Below are 15,843 nucleotides of genomic sequence, written 5' to 3' on the forward strand. Positions count from 1 at the left end.
TTTGTATGAAAAGGCAATTTAACTAAATAATAACTAAAAGCGAGTCAACTGACTAGCTTCCATTGATTCTTCTCGAGTAATCTATTGAAGGTGAGAACTTCTAAAACAAGCTTGGGTGAAAGGAAAACAGGAAATACTGAAGATTAATTTGATAAAATGTGATTATAAATAAGTAGTTGAAGGAAGAGAAAAATGAGCCAATTACATACCCCATTATTTGAAGCATTAGAGAATTTCTATAAACAAAACAAAGTTTCCTATCATGTTCCAGGTCATAAAAATGGACAAATATTTTTAGAAAAAGCGAAATTTTTATATGAACCTTTACTTTCAATTGATGCTACGGAGTTGTCTGGACTAGACGACTTGCATGCTCCAGAAGGTCCTATACGGGATGCAGAGTCACTTCTAGCAGAGTTATATGGAGTAATGAACAGCTACTTCCTTGTAAATGGATCGACAGTAGGCAATCTGGCAATGATTTTAGCAGCATGTGGGGAAGGAGATACGGTTCTTGTTCAACGAAATTGTCACAAGTCTGTTCTTCATGGACTTATGTTAGCTAACGTAAAACCAGTTTTTTTAGCTCCTGGCTTTCATAAAGAGTGGGGCGTTGCTGGAGGCGTTGATTCTAAGATTGTGTTAGAGGCATTAGAATTATATCCCGATTCTAAGGCAATCATTTTGACATATCCCGATTATTATGGGCTTGCTCATGATTTAACGGATATAATAACATTCGCTCATAGAAAGAACATACCCGTTCTTGTAGATGAGGCACATGGAGCACATTTTAAGTTAAGTTCACCCTTTCCTAAGAGTTCACTTGATATGGGAGCAGATGTAGTCATTCATTCCGCTCATAAAACGTTGCCTGCAATGACGATGGGCTCTTATCTGCATATAAACAGTTCATTAGTTGATGTGAATCGGGTTGAATTTTACTTACAAATGCTTCAATCAAGCAGCCCTTCCTATCCAATAATGGGCTCACTTGATTTGGCCCGAGCTTATTTATCTTCATACTCACAAGCCGACAAAGATTCACTTATAAAGGAAATTTCTCAATTTAAAGTTGGGTTATCCTCAATTTCAGAAATTGAAGTATTGGAGCCCTCTGAAGATATATGGATAGATCCTTTAAAGATTAGTATCCGTTCTAAATGTGGTTTAAGCGGCTATGAGCTACAGGCACTGCTTGAGGAGAAAGGCATCTATTCCGAATTAGCAGATCCTCAAAATGTTTTATTCGTATTACCTTTATTAAAAAAAGGAGAATTCTATCCATTTGATAAGACAATTACTCTGATTAAGTCTGCTGTAAAGAATCAAAAGGGAAAGCAAGATAAAGAATCTAATTATTATTGGTTAGAAACAGATAAAATTACAGCCTTATCCTTGTCTTACTCCAAGATGAAACAAACAAAGATAATGCAAGTTACATTTAACGAAGCAATTGGTAAGATTTCTGGTGAAATGGTTATACCCTATCCCCCAGGAATTCCTCTAATCATGTCTGGGGAGAAGATTACTGCAGAAAAAATAGCTATATTAGAAAACTTATTATCCCTTCATTCCCGTTTTCATGGTGGAACAGCATTAGCTAATCGAGAGCTTGTTGTTTATGAAGAAAATTAATTCCATTATAAAGTGAAACTTCCATCAGTGGGGGTTCTTCATCCTACTGAAAAAAGAACTCAGTTTAATTTCGCCACGTCCTGTGGCAACAACTGAGTGTCCAACATCCTGTTGGACCGAACCAATCGGGCTGTTATGGGCTGTTATCCCCCCACCTATCTTCTTTGCTTCTCTCTCAATCTTGAGGTGGGGAGATTACTGCCCGTTAATGCGGGATAAAAAACACAAAGTCCCTAATCTTCAGAAATGAAGACTAGGGACTTTATCGTGCTGTCACCATTAACTATTTTAAGTTACCAGGTACAGATTTCATGATTCGTCCAGATTTTACTTTTTGAACTGGAGATGCTGCAGGACTAAGAACGCGCATTCATCTCACCCCCTTTCTTTCCAATTTACTAATTTAAAGCTGAAATAAACAACAGCTATATATAATACTAGCACTAATACTATTATTTAGAGAAGCTCTCTACTACTTCATAGAGTCTTATTATACTTCTTCTTTTTGTAAGCTATTTCTCCAAACAAGATTTAAAACTTTTTTAATATTTTTCTTTTCAGATGGACAAGGTCTTTCTCCAGATACCACGCGATACCATGGGCAATGATTCCCTTGACATGCAGGACGGTAGAAGCATGATTGGCAAACAGAGTCTGTTTCTTCTCCAGACATTACCCAAGAGGCGATTTTATCATAATCGAGATCCATTGTACCATCAGCATTGATATGGCCAACTTTATTTACTTCTTCATCTAAAACAGTTGTACATTTGTATAACTGACCATCTGAGCCAATTACCATAGCATTAGGCTTAGCCGCATAGCAAACTGATGCAGTTGGCATCATAGAACCAGTGACCATATTACTCATGCTAATTCCTTTATCCATAGCTGTCTCTGTAAATTCCCAGATCTTTTTATTGGCTGTAATGTGGGTACATGTAGGGATTTCATCATTATGTTCCCCACCCCATCTACCAACAGGACGGAAGAATACACCAAAGCGTTTATCATCAGCAAAGTGTTCTTTTAAGAACTCAATCAATTCGCCAGTTTCTTCTAAATTGTCTTCATCGAAGTTGACACGAATGGTCATATCGAACTGACCAGTACTTTCTTTCACAGCTTTTAGATTTTCGATAATTCGTTCAAATGTTCCTTGACCGCCTGCCATATGTCTACGACTGTCATGTACTGCTTGCACACCGTCAATTGTCACCATATATTGACGTACTTCCCAAGATAATAATTTTTCTAAAACTTCTCTTGTTAAGAAGAATCCATTTGTTACGATGTCAGCTGAATAATCGATTTTATTTTCTTTTGCTTCTGCCATAAATGAATTAGACAATTCTTCGATAATTCCTAATTCAAGTAGTGGCTCACCGCCGAACCAGCTAATATGTAAATTATTTAGAGTGTTAGCTTGTTCTTTTACTAATGCTTTTACACCGCTTTTTGTATCGTCTGTCATTTTGCCACGTGCAAATGTTTCATAACAATACGTACAACGGAAATTACATTGCTCTGTTGTCATAAGAATAAGGTGCAACATATCTGTACGGTGCATAGATTGGTGCAGATATTCTGCTCTTTTCATCTCATCTACATTTCCAGGAACAATAAACCCATTATCAAATAAAGCTTTTTTTACATCACTATCTAAAGCAGCTGCCCCCGTTCTTTTTAAAGAACCCATGACTTCTGCTTTTTCTTCTTCTGAAAAATCAACAATGGCACCTGTATAACTATTGTATAAAATGACGCCGCCATCATCCGTTTTAGATAAGGCGTTAAACTTTGATGGAACATAATTATTTTTATTCTCCAAAATTCATAAACCTCCCTTTTAACTCATTTCTATTCTTTTATTTTCATTTCTATTCCCAACAATCATCATATTATATTTCTTCTAAAAAAATATCAATATAGCAATCTTAAAACGTTCAATTTTGAAATTGTAACTGATTTCTAGTTGTATTTAATAAAAATGAACAGTATATGTAGAAACGACTCCTAAAAATAGTTGAACCAATTAATAATACCATAATCTAAAAATAAATCGCAAGGTCACATGGTTTTGTGATACATAACACAAAGAACCTTTTTATAAAACATTAGAATTTATACCTGAGGCTTTGTCGATAAATATATATAATATAGAAAACAGTTGCAAAAACTTAAGGCTTTTACTACCAGTTTGTTTCGTTTTTATTAAAATTCCATCTTGGATTCAACCATTGCTCCAGCTAAATCATCGATTAATCTCGCCTTCTTGTATTTAACTCTATTACACTCCATAATCATCCATTTAATAGATAATTCAATATCCCTGAAACTTTCACTTAAATCATTGCAATTCTCTAAAAAAAATGGTATTATTAAATTAATTAAATATTCACTTATTTCAATTTTTATTTGAAGTAAGGATAGAGGAGCAAAAACCATCAGTACACAATTAGAGGATAATGAGGTCCGTTGATAATTGTGAAAAGGGGGATTTGCCGAAGTGGAGAGAATCTCATTTTCTCGAAGCTGGTTCTGTTGTTGAATAAATACAGAACTGTCATGTAGGAAACTATATGGAGGGCTATCATACGCACAGAAATGATACTGTTTCTACTGCAACAACGTAGCCTCGTTGTTGCTTTTTTGCGTTATCTTACTAATTGCCCTTCTCCCTCTATTTTATTTATATAAAATAATTAAGGATGTGGAGAAGTAATGAATCTTGGACAAATTTTGACTGCTATGGTGACACCATTTGATCAGAATGGAGAAATTGATTTTCCAGCTACAAAAAACTTAATAAATTATTTAATCGCTAACGGAACAGACGGTATCGTAGTTGCTGGAACAACTGGGGAATCCCCTACGTTAGCAACAGAAGAAAAAGTAGAATTATTTAAATTTGTAGTAGAAGTTGTGGATGGAAGAGTTCCTGTTGTTGCAGGTACTGGATCTAATAATACAAAAGCTTCAATCGAATTGACAAAACTAGCAGAAAACGCTGGAGTAGATGCAATTATGCTTGTCGTTCCTTACTATAACAAACCATCTCAAGAAGGACTATACCAACACTTCAAAACAATTGCTGAAGCAACAACACTTCCAATTGTACTTTACAATATACCAGGTCGAAGCGTAATCAACATGTCTGTAGAAACCATCGTTCGTCTTGCACAAATTCCGAACATCACTGCTATTAAAGACGCAAGCGGTAATTTAGATGCTATGGCTAAAACGATTAGCCAAACACCTGAGAATTTTTCAGTATACACTGGTGAAGATAATTTAACATTACCTGCATTATCAATTGGTGCTACTGGAGTAATCTCCGTTGCATCCCACATTATTGGGAACGAAATGCAAGCAATGATTGCGAAATTTAAAAATGGCAACACGCAAGAAGCTGCTCAAGATCATCGCCGATTACTTCCAATTTTCAATGGACTATTCGCTGCACCAAACCCATCACCTGTCAAAGCAGCATTAAATCTAAAAGGTATTCCTGTCGGTGGTGTTCGCTTACCGATTATTCCTTTAAACGATAAAGAAATAAATGAATTACAAGAAGTATTGCAAGTAGTAAATGAAAAAAAAGAAGTTGTTTTATAAAAATTCTATTGAATCATCTACTCGATAAATACATTTCTATAGAAAATCCCCGTGCATTTATCATTACTGCACGGGGATTTTTCTCTTCCTCTTTCATCACGCCAAAATATAAATAACCCAGTCCTTAGACTGGGCATCATTATATCATTATCTTACATCATCAAGAGTTTTTACCACTACGTGAACGATTAGTCGACACAATTAAATTATACTTTAAAATTACTTAGGATATTTTCCAATTCCTTCGCTAAATTATTTAAAGCAATAGCCTCATCTGAAACATTATCCATAGATGCTTGTTGCTCCTCTGTAACAGCTGAAATATGTTGCATAGTTCCGGCAAATTGTCCTGAAATTGAGGATATTTCCTCCATACGATTAACCATATTTTTAGTTTTTATACTAACGTCAGCTACAATAGAAGAAACATCATTTGTTTCATGCGTGGAATTCCTAACAGCATTTACAATATCTTTGAATGACTCTTCTGTTTGATTTACCATAATAATTCCTTCTTTTAATACCTCTAATCCTTGATTCATCGATAGAGCAACTTCATCTGTTTCTTTTCTTATCTTATCGGTTATTTCTTTTATTTGCATGACTGCTTGCTCTGACTGATCTGATAGTTTTCTGACCTCTTGTGCAACAACAGCGAATCCCTTTCCATGTTCACCTGCACGTGCCGCTTCAATCGTTGCATTTAATGATAGAAGATTAGTTAAGGTAGATATTTCACTTATTAAATTTAGAATTTGATCGATATCCTTTGATTTTAACTGTAATGATTCAAGCATTGCTGCTGTGTTTTCAACGGTTCTTTCAACTAAAGATATTTGTTCAACTGTATTATTAACTAGTTTATTTCCTGAATCTGCTATTCCTAGAGCCTTATTCACTGAATTTTCGACACTATGAATGCATTGGCCAGCATCATTCATTCCAATCGAGATATCAGAAACCTGTCTTGAAGCTAGTGTAGCAGATTCTACTTGCACTTCTGTTCCACCCGCTACTTCTTCAATTGCCATTGATATTTGTTCTATAGCCTGTCTAGATTCTGAAGATGTTATTTTTAGTCTGTCAGATGATTGAGTTACCTGCTTCGCACTCAATTCTAAATGAGTCATTAAAGATTGAAGACGATCTACCATCTGGTTAAAACCAACAGATAATGAATAGATTTCCTTACTAGATTGACCAATTTTTATTCTTGTTTGAAAATCACCTTCAGAAACTTTATCCATTAATTTTTTTAAAGAATGAACTGGTTTGGTCACTTTACTAATCATAATAAATCCTATTATGCTTGCTATTAAGACCGTAAGAAAAGTAATACCAATCAGTATATTCCGATAATTGTATACAGGTTTTAAATACTCTTCGTCGTTTAATGCAATTACATATACCGATTCATCTAGTTCCATTTGAAAAGCCAGAGCATAAGTTACCCCGTTATAATGTACAATTCCATTCTTTTGTTGGTAAAGTTTTTTGATGAATTCATTTGAAATTTTCGGGATATTGTTCTTGAATTCATTAAATGGCTCTACCTTCCCTTCCTTTGCTATCTTAAATTGCATCGGTGTTAATTCTGATGATTTAAAGCTATTTCTAGTTTGAGTTAATGCATAAGATAATTTATGATCAAACTGTTCTTTGGTAGTCGTAGATTTTAACATTGTGATTTTTTGATTAATAACTTCGGCAGAAGAAAGCATTTGCTGTTCAACAGAATGAATAATTACTTTCTTATTTTTATCATAACTTACATATGCAATAATGGCAGAGGATAAAATAATAATTAAAATAATTGGAGCCATCAACATTGTTCGAAAGCTTACATTATGTTTTCTCGACATGGATTCAATTCCCTCTTTTATTAGTCAATTTCATTTCTTTTAATAAATCATTTCATTATTAAATATCCCTAGTTACTAAAGATCAAACGGAAAAGTATTTGAGTCAATTTCATAAATGCTTTTCTAGTTAAAAAAACGAATATCTTCTTAAGCTGAAAAAGTGTAGTAATACAAATATTTATAGTATATATCTGCTATTGAATGAAGTGGAATTAGCTCCGCTTTCCGTGGGCGAACTGACGAGCCTCCTCGCTGCACTCCGGGGTCTCGTCTAGCTCGTTTTCCCACAGGAGTCTCCGCTAATTCCACTTCAACGAAGATAGCTATACTAGATTTTTATCATAAATTTACATCTATTTTTACTTTTTCAATGCCCTCCTCACTTTCCCGCAGGACTATGAATAGACCTCTCTGAATTAACATCGCAAGAAGGAAATACGAATGCATTGCATTTTCGAGGACTCGCCATCTTCCGCTTCATAGACAATGTTTTAATAGATATGCATATAACAATTGCCCATTCAATGTTCTTGTTTTTTATTAAATCTTTGAATTATGAAATTGATTCATTTAGGAAATGATTCAATTTTAAAAATTTATTAAAACCTCTTACTCATTACTCATCTTGAAAACTTTTATATGTAATTTTAAATGTTTCAAATACCTACATTAAATGTAGACTTAAAATTAGACTACTTTACAACCGAAGAATTCGGGAGTATAGCAGTCTAGTATAAGTGTGTTTTATATTTGTATCTTTTGTTAATCAACTTATTAGTTTACTTTTTACTTTTTTCTGTTTTCCACCTACAGAACCCTTAAAGTGTTTATCCAAAGCTTTGGCAATTAAACGTGCTGCTATATTAAATACGAAAACCATAATGATTAGTATTGCTGCTGATTTTGTTGCGATTTCATGAGCATCAGGAACAATACCTTCAGAATTTAATTTCCAAATGTGCACTGCCAGCGTTTCAGCAGGTCTAAATATATTAAAAGGATTAACAGGACTATTAAGATCAGCCGCAGTATTTAGTGTTGGTGTTGTTAAGCCAGCAGTGTAAATAAGTGCTGCTGCTTCACCAAATACTCTACCTGCAGTTAAAATGACACCAGTAACAATTTCTTGAATTGCAGTTGGAATTGATACTCTTATGATGGTTTGCCACTTTGTTGCGCCTAATCCAAGACTTGCTTCCTTCACGCTTGCTGGAACTGAACTAATAGCCATTTCACATATTCTCGTTAAGTTTGGAAGATTTAAAATCGTGAGAACTAACGCACCACCGATTAATGTATATCCCCAATTTGCATATGTTACAAATACTAGCAAACCAAAAAGACCCACGACAATTGATGGTAGTGATGCCATTGTTTCAATACAAAGTCGAATAAAGTTTAGAAATTTTCCTTTTTTCGCATATTCAGCTAGATATATCCCAGCTCCTAATCCTAATGGAACAGATATGATTAACGCAATGATTAGTAAATAGAAGGAATTGAATAACTGTGGTCCAATCCCCCCGCCAGCCATTATGTTACTTGGGCGTCCAAAAAGGAAATCTGGTTTCCAAAATCCCCAACCCATTGTGACAATTTTTTCAGCCATAAACACTAATAGCGCTATTACTAAAATAGCTATTGCATAGAAGATAGCTGTCCAGATATTGTTTACTATTCGTGCTTGATTGTTTTTATTGTTCATTTTGTATACCCCTCTTACCAATCATTCTAATGATTAAAATAAACAAGAATGAAATGATCAATAGGATCATCGCTAAGCTCCAAAGAGCATCATTCCACGCGGTACCATTTAGGGTATTAGACATATCCATAGTAAGTATGCCTGTTAAAGTGGATGTTGGACTATACAAGCTGTCCGGTAATTTGACTGTGTTACCAATAACCATTTGGACTGCCAATGCTTCACCAAATGCTCTGGCTAATCCTAATACCACGGCAGTTAAAATGCCATTTTTTGCTGCTGGGATGATAATACGTCTAATTGCTTGCCAACGAGTAGAGCCTAGTCCATAAGATGCTTCCAAAAAGTCAAATGGGACTCCTTTAACGGCGTCATCAGCAATACTAGCTATTGTAGGTAGAATCATAACGCTTAGAACGATAATCCCTGCTAGTAAACTAAAGCCTACTCCGCCCATTTGATTCCGTAAAAGTGGGACAAGGATTGTAACTCCCAAAAATCCATATACAACTGAGGGAATTCCTAAAAATAATTCAAGAACAGGTTTTACAAACGTAGATCCAAACTTTGGAGAAATATAATTATTGAAGATAGCAATCCCTATTGCAATTGGTGTACTAATAATCGCTGCACCAAATGACACCAGAGTTGAACCTACGATAAAAATCAATGCACCGTACGATTTTTTCTCTGGATCATTTGGGCTCCAATTCGTGGATGTAAGCATCTCCCAGAATGAAACATTACCATGTAAGAAAGACTGAAGACCCTTACCACAAATGAAAGCAATAATTGAGATAGTTGCTACAACAATTAGCAATCCACAAATTGTTACAATGGTTTTGCCGATGTACTCACTTACAAAATAATTTATAGATTTTTGCCCCTTCATCTTATTACCACCTTACAGAAAAATAAAAGGAAAAGGCTGGCCAGTAGCCAGCCTCATCTTTTCATTCATTATTATTTTATCGATACTAATTATTTTAGGTCTGACATTGGGATATAACCCATTTTCTTCACTGTGTCAGCAAAATCAGCACCTGATACATAGTCGATAAACCCTTTAACAGCATCTTTAGGTTCACCATTTGTAATCATATATTCATATGACCAGAATGGATATTTTTTAGCTACGACATTTTCAGTAGTTGGTTCAACATTATTAATATTTAATACTTTTAGAGCATCCTTTTTATCGCCTACTAAATAAGACATAGCAAGATAGCTAATAGAACCTGGTGTTGAGTTAACTGATTGTTCAACAGCGCCATTTGAATCTTGTGCTGTTCCAAGGCTATCATCAATTTTAGCGTTTTTCATAATTGTTGATTCGAATGTTGCACGTGTACCAGAAGATGCTGGACGATTAATGATATTAATTTTTTCATCGTTTCCGCCAACTTCTTTCCAGTTTTTCACTTTTCCTGAGAAAATGTCTTGAATTTGTTTTTCAGTTAAAGAATCAACTTTAACATCTTTATTTACAGCCATTGCAAAGGCAATTCCTGCTACTTTATTATCAACAAGCTTGTCCGCTTTTGTTTTATCTTCTAATTTATCTGCTGAAGGAACATCAGAGTTACCAATATCAATAGCACCAGAAGCTACTTGGTTAACACCAGTTCCACTTCCCCCACCTTGTACAGTAACTGTAAGATTTGGGTTAGTACCTTGAATTTCATTTGCAGCTTCATCAGCTAGAGGTTGAAGAGCAGTTGATCCTGCAGCTGTTACTGATCCAGACAATGTCGCCTCTGTCTTCTTTGAAGTATCAGAACCGCTAGTACTATCACTACTAGTTTGAGCATTTCCACATCCAGCTAAAACACCTGCTAAAATTAAGCCAACCATTGACACTTTTAAACCTGAAAATTTCACTTTCTTTTCCTCCCTTTATCAAGTCCATCTTTTTTCTCTTCACTTCAACTTACAACTTAATAATAAAGGTCAATTGTTATCCTACTGTGTATGCAATATTAATTTAAAGTAAATGTATTTAATAAAATGTAAATGATATTTTTTGCTTTTACAAAAAACGCTAGTAAGCCCCAACGCTTTTCGCTATTTTCTTTGTAAAGAGATTTACATTCTATTTACATTATTAGAATTGTACACAAAGGTATTGGATTTTTATTATTCTTAACGATTAAAGAAAACACCAGCTAATAACGTTAAAAACATGAGAAGCAATCGTTTCCTACTATTCTTTATTAAGCTTTCTTTGAACTACCCTGTTTCATAAGTTGAATTAGGAAATGAATCACATTTTTCAGATGTGAGAATACAATGTTGGAAGAAGCCTAAGCAAAGGAATGAGACATATGTATAATTCGTGTTCATGTCCATATTGCGTTTCCCAAATGCAACACGGCAGTAATATGTACAATGATTATGGTTTCTCCCCATATCCGTACTTTACTCCACCCTACAATCCGCAATTTTCAGGACAGTTTGCTACACAAGATATGAATTATGAATCAAGATTTAATTATCCGCAATTCAAAAACGATGATGGTTCAATTGTATTGAAGGATTATGGTCCAAAGCCTTTTGTAGTTAATATTGAGAAAGCTACTTTGCAAAATAATTCCTATCGTACAGCTTTATGGACAGGGAATCATTTACAACTTACTTTGATGAGTATCGATGTTGGAGATGACATAGGTTTGGAGGTTCACCCTCATCTGGATCAATTCTTACGTATTGAAGAGGGGCAAGGTATTATGAAAATGGGGAATAGTAAAAATAATTTATATTACCAAAGAAGAGTTAAGGACGGTTTTGCTATCTTCGTACCTGCTGGTACATGGCACGATTTAATCAATACGGGTAATAAACCGATTAAATTGTATTCCATTTATGCACCACCCAACCATCCACGTGGTACAGTTCAACAAACTAAGGCAATTGCACAAGCTGAGGAAAAGGACTGATTTTTGTTTTAAAAAGAACTTTAATTACAAAAAGATTAGGTATCTTATAAAGAAATTAAGATCTTCTCTTTACTTAGCAATGCGAATATCCTTAACAAAAATTCTATGTTCACTAGCCTGACCTCCAATTAAAAAGTCGCCATCAAAAGATAAGGACCTCCAATATAAGTTGGAAGTCCTTTCTTTTTATTGCTTGAAATCTACTAAATTAAAGTATCTCTTCGGTTTCCACTTCCCATCGATCAATTTCAGCTTTTACGATTGGTGCGACTTCTGATCCTAATAGCTCAATCGCTCTTAACACATCTTCATGCGGCATTGAACCGACTGGTACGTGAAGCATGAAACGTGTGATACCAACATTTTTGCGCAGAAAAATGATCTTTTCAGCTACTGTTGCTACGTCACCTACATACAAAGCACCCTTTAAACTACTTGCATCATCGAAGGTTTTTCGCGTATACGGTCCCCAACCACGTTCTTTTGCTAAAACATTCATCACATGCGCTGTTGGTGGGTAAAATTTTTCTTTTGCAATAGCTGTAGTTTCGGCAACAAAACCATGAGAATGAGAAGCGATTTTTAATTTCGAAACGTCATGCCCCGCTTGTTTCGCTACTCGCTTATACAATTCCACTACTGGCTCAAACTGTAGTGGACTTCCACCAATAATCGCTAAAACGAGTGGCAATCCAAGAATTCCTGCACGAATGGCTGATTTTGGTGTTCCACCACTAGCAATCCAGACTGGTAAAGGATTTTGAACAGCGCGAGGATAAACGCCTCGATTGTTAATGGATGGGCGATGTCTACCGCTCCATGTCACTTTTTCAGATTCTCTAATTTTCAGTAATAAATCTAATTTCTCATCGAATAATTCATCATAATCTTGTAAGTCATATCCAAATAGAGGAAATGACTCAATAAACGAACCTCGTCCTGCCATGATTTCTGCACGTCCATTTGAAATCGCATCAAGCGTTGAAAACTCTTGGTATACACGTACTGGATCATCAGAGGATAATACTGAAACTGCGCTAGTAAGTCGTATATTCTTTGTCTGTGATGCAGCCGCTGCAAGCAGAACGGCTGGTGCAGAACACGCAAAGTCTTCTCGATGATGCTCACCCACACCAAAAACATCCAATCCTACCTGATCCGCTAACACAATTTCCTCAACAACCTCACGTATCCGCTCAGCGTGACTCATCACTTTACCATTTTGCACATCTGGTGTTGTTTCTACAAATGTTGTTATACCAATTTCCATCATTAGTTCCTTCCTATTCTTATGTGTCGTATTTAATGCAATAAGTATAATCCATAAAATGCAAAAAAGCCCTTTCCGAAGAAAAAGGCTTTTTAAAACACATTGATTTGGTACTTCCTAATCTCTATAGCTCACAGTTAGTCCTTTTAAAAACTTACGCGCAAAATTATCTCCACACTCTTTATAATTTCGATGGTCCGCTTTTCTTAGGATAGCACCTAATTCGCCTTTTGATACTGCTATACCACCATCATCAAGAATATCTAGCATATCTTCCGTTTTTAATTGAAGTGCTACTTTTAATTTCTTAAGAAGCATATTATTTACATGATCTTTGCTTTGTTTAGACGGTTCCTGACTTTTAGGTTGTCCAGGTTTTGGTTGTTGCGGTCCTCTTTTAAATGTTATGAAGCCATTTAAAAAGGACTCTAACATCTTATCATTGCATTTGATTCGGTCTTCAGATTCCTCAACATCCACCTCATCATCGTACTCATCTCTTGATTTTGTAAGGATCTTAAGTACCTCATCTTTTGTTACTTCTACACCACCTAGTTTAAAAATCTCTACCATATCTTGATTTTTAATATCTAGCGCATATCTTAGTCTAATCAATATATCGTTGTTTTCCATTAAATAGCCTCCTAATAATATTGCTCTTTTGTATAGTTGCTTTAGTTTTTATTGTCTTTTATGAACCAATACTTATCTTCACAACTATATAAACTACCAGCTTTTTCTCCTGAATCCTATTTTTATTCACCAATTTCTTCAATTGTAAGTCCTTTATTATTATAGTCAATATCTTCATTGAACTAACTATAATTGCTGCAATAATAAAGTGTTATCACGCCGTAGTGGAAATAAGCCCCAATATAGGGTTGTGAAAATAAAAATGACACAAGTAGAAGTTTACCATTACAACGCCTTTACTACAAAACCTGGTCACGGAAATCCAGCTGGCATTGTACTAGATTCTAAAATGTTAACAACAGAACATAGTATTTTTATCCTTATTTTCTGACCTCTGAAATTCGGCTCCCCAAAATATCCTTCAGTTCAAAAATGATATCTAAAAAATAGTAAGGAATCATTTCCCCATTTTCAACCATATGCATTAATTCGACTTTATCTACCCATTTAACGGCCTGTACTTCATCTTCTTGTAAATGCAGTTCTTCAATATTCACATCTTGGGTAATCATATAATAATCATCAAATCCTTCGGGAAAATTGATGGTGAATCGCGGTCTTTCTTTTGATAAATCGAGTTCTAACCCAAGTTCTTCTTTTGTTTCTCTTTCCGCTGCAGTTACACTATTATCCCCTGCTAAAGCAGAACCTCCAACTGTTAAGTCCCACATATTAGGCCAGCCTTTTTTCCATGGCTGTCTCTGTTGAATCAAAAGCTGATTGTTGCTATTGAAAACGCATACATGTACCACCAGATGATAGTCTCCCTCTAGCAATTTGTCTCCTCTTCTATGTAATCTTCCAGTCACCCTTCGATCCTTATCATAAATATCCCATAATTCATCCTCATTTTCGCCTCTTACCATTTTGCATCCCCCTTTTGAACTTTTTTATTCTCTAAATGATAATATTAATTAATTCAATATAAAAACCCTTCCTATAATCATAATTATTAGTATAGGAAGATTTCAAATACAAAAAGAAAGCGAAGCCATATAAACACATACCTTCCAGTGAAATATATCTACCTGTTTTTAAAACAAAAAGGCTATTTGTTGAATTGGTTTTCAAGATTAGTATACACACTCAATCTAATTCACTAAAATATACATAAGTATCATCAATGTTAGAGCGCTTTTAGGAGGAGATTGAATGCATTCATTAATAGATATTGGTCTTAATTTGACAGAAAAACAATTTGCAAAAGATCGAGAGGAGGTCATCGAAAGAGCCATTCAAAACGGTGTTGCTCAAATGATTCTCACAGGTTCAAGTGTAGAAGGAAGTAAGGAGAGTCACAAAATTGCCCAACAATATCCCCAAATTCTTTTTTCAACGGCAGGGATTCATCCACATGATGCTAGCGAATTTCATCAAGGTTCCATCCATGAATTACGACAATTAGCTAAACAGAAAGAAGTTGTAGCCATCGGGGAATGTGGATTAGATTTTAATCGGATGTACTCTCCTCAAAAAATACAAGAAGAATGTTTTGAAGCACAATTGGATTTGGCAAAAGAAATGGACATGCCCCTCTTCTTGCACGTAAGAGATGCCCAAGCAAGATTTGTTGATATCATGAAAAATCATCCGGATCAGATAGAAAAATCCGTTGTTCATTGTTTTACAGGAAATAAAACAGAAGTAAAAGAATTAGTATCCATGGGTTTTCACATTGGTATTACAGGATGGATTTGTGACGAGAGACGAGGCAAGGAATTACAAGAAGCTGTACAATATATTCCCCTTGATCAATTAATGATCGAAACAGATGCCCCTTATCTAACACCTCGAACTTTAAAACCAAAACCTAAACACGGACGAAACGAACCCGCTTTCCTACCACATATAGTAAGTGAAATTGCGAAATATATGGACTGTTCCGTTGAAGAAGTAACAAGACATTCTGCTGAAAATACGAAACGTTTTTTTCAATTGGAAATGAACTAAAAAAGCCTTTTAATTAAGGGCTTTTTTGTTGTGCTAGCTTTGAGTATCATCTAACTTTTATTTTATTTGGTTCAGGATATGCAACGAGTACCAGCTTAGAATTATTTTTCTTTCTACACTTTCATATTACTCCTTTTTCAATATGTTATGATTAACAATAAGTTAACCAAT

General features: G+C 35.0%; 13 protein-coding genes and 1 riboswitch. Of the genes, 5 read left to right on the top strand and 8 right to left on the bottom strand.

The window, feature by feature from the left end; translation table 11 throughout:
- Nucleotides 1-192: 192 nt before the first annotated feature.
- A complete protein-coding gene (locus tag Q8X41_RS10155) occupies nt 193-1,638 on the top strand; it encodes an aminotransferase class I/II-fold pyridoxal phosphate-dependent enzyme (protein WP_397540092.1) in 1,446 nt (481 codons plus the stop codon).
- A gap of 490 nt (nt 1,639-2,128) precedes the next feature.
- Here Q8X41_RS10155 and Q8X41_RS10160 read toward each other — a convergent pair whose 3' ends face one another.
- A complete protein-coding gene (locus Q8X41_RS10160; RefSeq protein ID WP_397540093.1) occupies nt 2,129-3,469 on the bottom strand; it encodes a radical SAM protein in 1,341 nt (446 codons plus the stop codon).
- A gap of 591 nt (nt 3,470-4,060) precedes the next feature.
- Nucleotides 4,061-4,239, top strand: a riboswitch (Lysine riboswitch).
- A gap of 123 nt (nt 4,240-4,362) precedes the next feature.
- Between Q8X41_RS10160 and dapA the strand changes: the two genes are divergently transcribed.
- Entirely contained in the window at nt 4,363-5,256 is an 894-nt protein-coding gene (gene dapA, locus Q8X41_RS10165) for a 4-hydroxy-tetrahydrodipicolinate synthase (RefSeq protein ID WP_397540094.1), read from the top strand.
- A gap of 206 nt (nt 5,257-5,462) precedes the next feature.
- Here dapA and Q8X41_RS10170 read toward each other — a convergent pair whose 3' ends face one another.
- The 4 genes from Q8X41_RS10170 to Q8X41_RS10185 all read right to left on the bottom strand — a co-directional run bounded on the left by Q8X41_RS10170 (nt 5,463) and on the right by Q8X41_RS10185 (nt 10,677).
- The gene (locus Q8X41_RS10170) at nt 5,463-7,118 is read right to left on the bottom strand and encodes a methyl-accepting chemotaxis protein (protein ID WP_397540095.1); all 1,656 of its coding nucleotides are present in this window, start codon (nt 7,116-7,118) and stop codon (nt 5,463-5,465) included.
- Nucleotides 7,119-7,884: 766 nt separating this feature from the next.
- Entirely contained in the window at nt 7,885-8,823 is a 939-nt protein-coding gene (gene pstA / locus Q8X41_RS10175) for a phosphate ABC transporter permease PstA (RefSeq protein ID WP_397540096.1), read from the bottom strand.
- Nucleotides 8,813-9,715, bottom strand: a complete 903-nt coding sequence (pstC, locus tag Q8X41_RS10180) for a phosphate ABC transporter permease subunit PstC (RefSeq protein WP_397540097.1) — start codon at nt 9,713-9,715, stop codon at nt 8,813-8,815. The genes pstA and pstC overlap by 11 nt, the downstream gene beginning before the upstream one ends.
- A gap of 89 nt (nt 9,716-9,804) precedes the next feature.
- Nucleotides 9,805-10,677 (bottom strand): phosphate ABC transporter substrate-binding protein PstS family protein, encoded by an 873-nt coding sequence (locus Q8X41_RS10185; RefSeq protein ID WP_397540243.1) that lies wholly within the window; start codon nt 10,675-10,677, stop codon nt 9,805-9,807.
- A 614-nt stretch (nt 10,678-11,291) separates the two neighbouring features.
- Between Q8X41_RS10185 and Q8X41_RS10190 the strand changes: the two genes are divergently transcribed.
- On the top strand, nt 11,292-11,759 hold the full coding sequence (locus Q8X41_RS10190; RefSeq protein ID WP_397540244.1) for a cupin domain-containing protein: 468 nt from the start codon (nt 11,292-11,294) through the stop codon (nt 11,757-11,759).
- A 208-nt stretch (nt 11,760-11,967) separates the two neighbouring features.
- Here Q8X41_RS10190 and Q8X41_RS10195 read toward each other — a convergent pair whose 3' ends face one another.
- Both Q8X41_RS10195 and Q8X41_RS10200 read right to left on the bottom strand, forming a co-directional pair.
- Nucleotides 11,968-13,029 (bottom strand): LLM class flavin-dependent oxidoreductase, encoded by a 1,062-nt coding sequence (locus Q8X41_RS10195; RefSeq protein WP_397540245.1) that lies wholly within the window; start codon nt 13,027-13,029, stop codon nt 11,968-11,970.
- A gap of 117 nt (nt 13,030-13,146) precedes the next feature.
- On the bottom strand, nt 13,147-13,662 hold the full coding sequence (locus Q8X41_RS10200; RefSeq protein ID WP_397540098.1) for a DUF1456 family protein: 516 nt from the start codon (nt 13,660-13,662) through the stop codon (nt 13,147-13,149).
- A gap of 262 nt (nt 13,663-13,924) precedes the next feature.
- Here Q8X41_RS10200 and Q8X41_RS10205 point away from each other — a divergent pair, with 262 nt between their 5' ends.
- A complete protein-coding gene (locus tag Q8X41_RS10205; RefSeq protein WP_397540099.1) occupies nt 13,925-14,053 on the top strand; it encodes a hypothetical protein in 129 nt (42 codons plus the stop codon).
- On the opposite strand, the gene Q8X41_RS10210 is transcribed toward Q8X41_RS10205, so the two are convergent.
- Nucleotides 14,043-14,588, bottom strand: coding sequence for an NUDIX domain-containing protein (locus Q8X41_RS10210; RefSeq protein WP_397540100.1), 546 nt, complete (start codon nt 14,586-14,588; stop codon nt 14,043-14,045). The genes Q8X41_RS10205 and Q8X41_RS10210 overlap by 11 nt on opposite strands.
- A gap of 286 nt (nt 14,589-14,874) precedes the next feature.
- Here Q8X41_RS10210 and Q8X41_RS10215 point away from each other — a divergent pair, with 286 nt between their 5' ends.
- On the top strand, nt 14,875-15,672 hold the full coding sequence (locus tag Q8X41_RS10215) for a TatD family hydrolase (protein ID WP_397540101.1): 798 nt from the start codon (nt 14,875-14,877) through the stop codon (nt 15,670-15,672).
- The last annotated feature ends 171 nt before the right edge of the window (nt 15,673-15,843 follow it).

This window comes from Rummeliibacillus pycnus (assembly GCF_044359855.1).
Lineage (GTDB): Bacteria > Bacillota > Bacilli > Bacillales_A > Planococcaceae > Rummeliibacillus > Rummeliibacillus pycnus_A.

What these genes read in the sequence shown, in the direction of transcription:
- Q8X41_RS10155 (WP_397540092.1), top strand. Translation starts at nt 193, where the DNA reads ATGAGCCAATTACATACCCCATTATTTGAAGCATTAGAGAATTTCTAT.
- dapA (WP_397540094.1), top strand. Translation starts at nt 4,363, where the DNA reads ATGAATCTTGGACAAATTTTGACTGCTATGGTGACACCATTTGATCAG.
- Q8X41_RS10170 (WP_397540095.1), bottom strand. Translation starts at nt 7,118, where the DNA reads ATGTCGAGAAAACATAATGTAAGCTTTCGAACAATGTTGATGGCTCCA.
- pstA (WP_397540096.1), bottom strand. Translation starts at nt 8,823, where the DNA reads ATGAACAATAAAAACAATCAAGCACGAATAGTAAACAATATCTGGACA.
- pstC (WP_397540097.1), bottom strand. Translation starts at nt 9,715, where the DNA reads ATGAAGGGGCAAAAATCTATAAATTATTTTGTAAGTGAGTACATCGGC.
- Q8X41_RS10185 (WP_397540243.1), bottom strand. Translation starts at nt 10,677, where the DNA reads ATGGTTGGCTTAATTTTAGCAGGTGTTTTAGCTGGATGTGGAAATGCT.
- Q8X41_RS10190 (WP_397540244.1), top strand. Translation starts at nt 11,292, where the DNA reads ATGAATTATGAATCAAGATTTAATTATCCGCAATTCAAAAACGATGAT.
- Q8X41_RS10195 (WP_397540245.1), bottom strand. Translation starts at nt 13,029, where the DNA reads ATGGAAATTGGTATAACAACATTTGTAGAAACAACACCAGATGTGCAA.
- Q8X41_RS10200 (WP_397540098.1), bottom strand. Translation starts at nt 13,662, where the DNA reads ATGGAAAACAACGATATATTGATTAGACTAAGATATGCGCTAGATATT.
- Q8X41_RS10205 (WP_397540099.1), top strand. Translation starts at nt 13,925, where the DNA reads ATGACACAAGTAGAAGTTTACCATTACAACGCCTTTACTACAAAACCT.
- Q8X41_RS10210 (WP_397540100.1), bottom strand. Translation starts at nt 14,588, where the DNA reads ATGGTAAGAGGCGAAAATGAGGATGAATTATGGGATATTTATGATAAG.
- Q8X41_RS10215 (WP_397540101.1), top strand. Translation starts at nt 14,875, where the DNA reads ATGCATTCATTAATAGATATTGGTCTTAATTTGACAGAAAAACAATTT.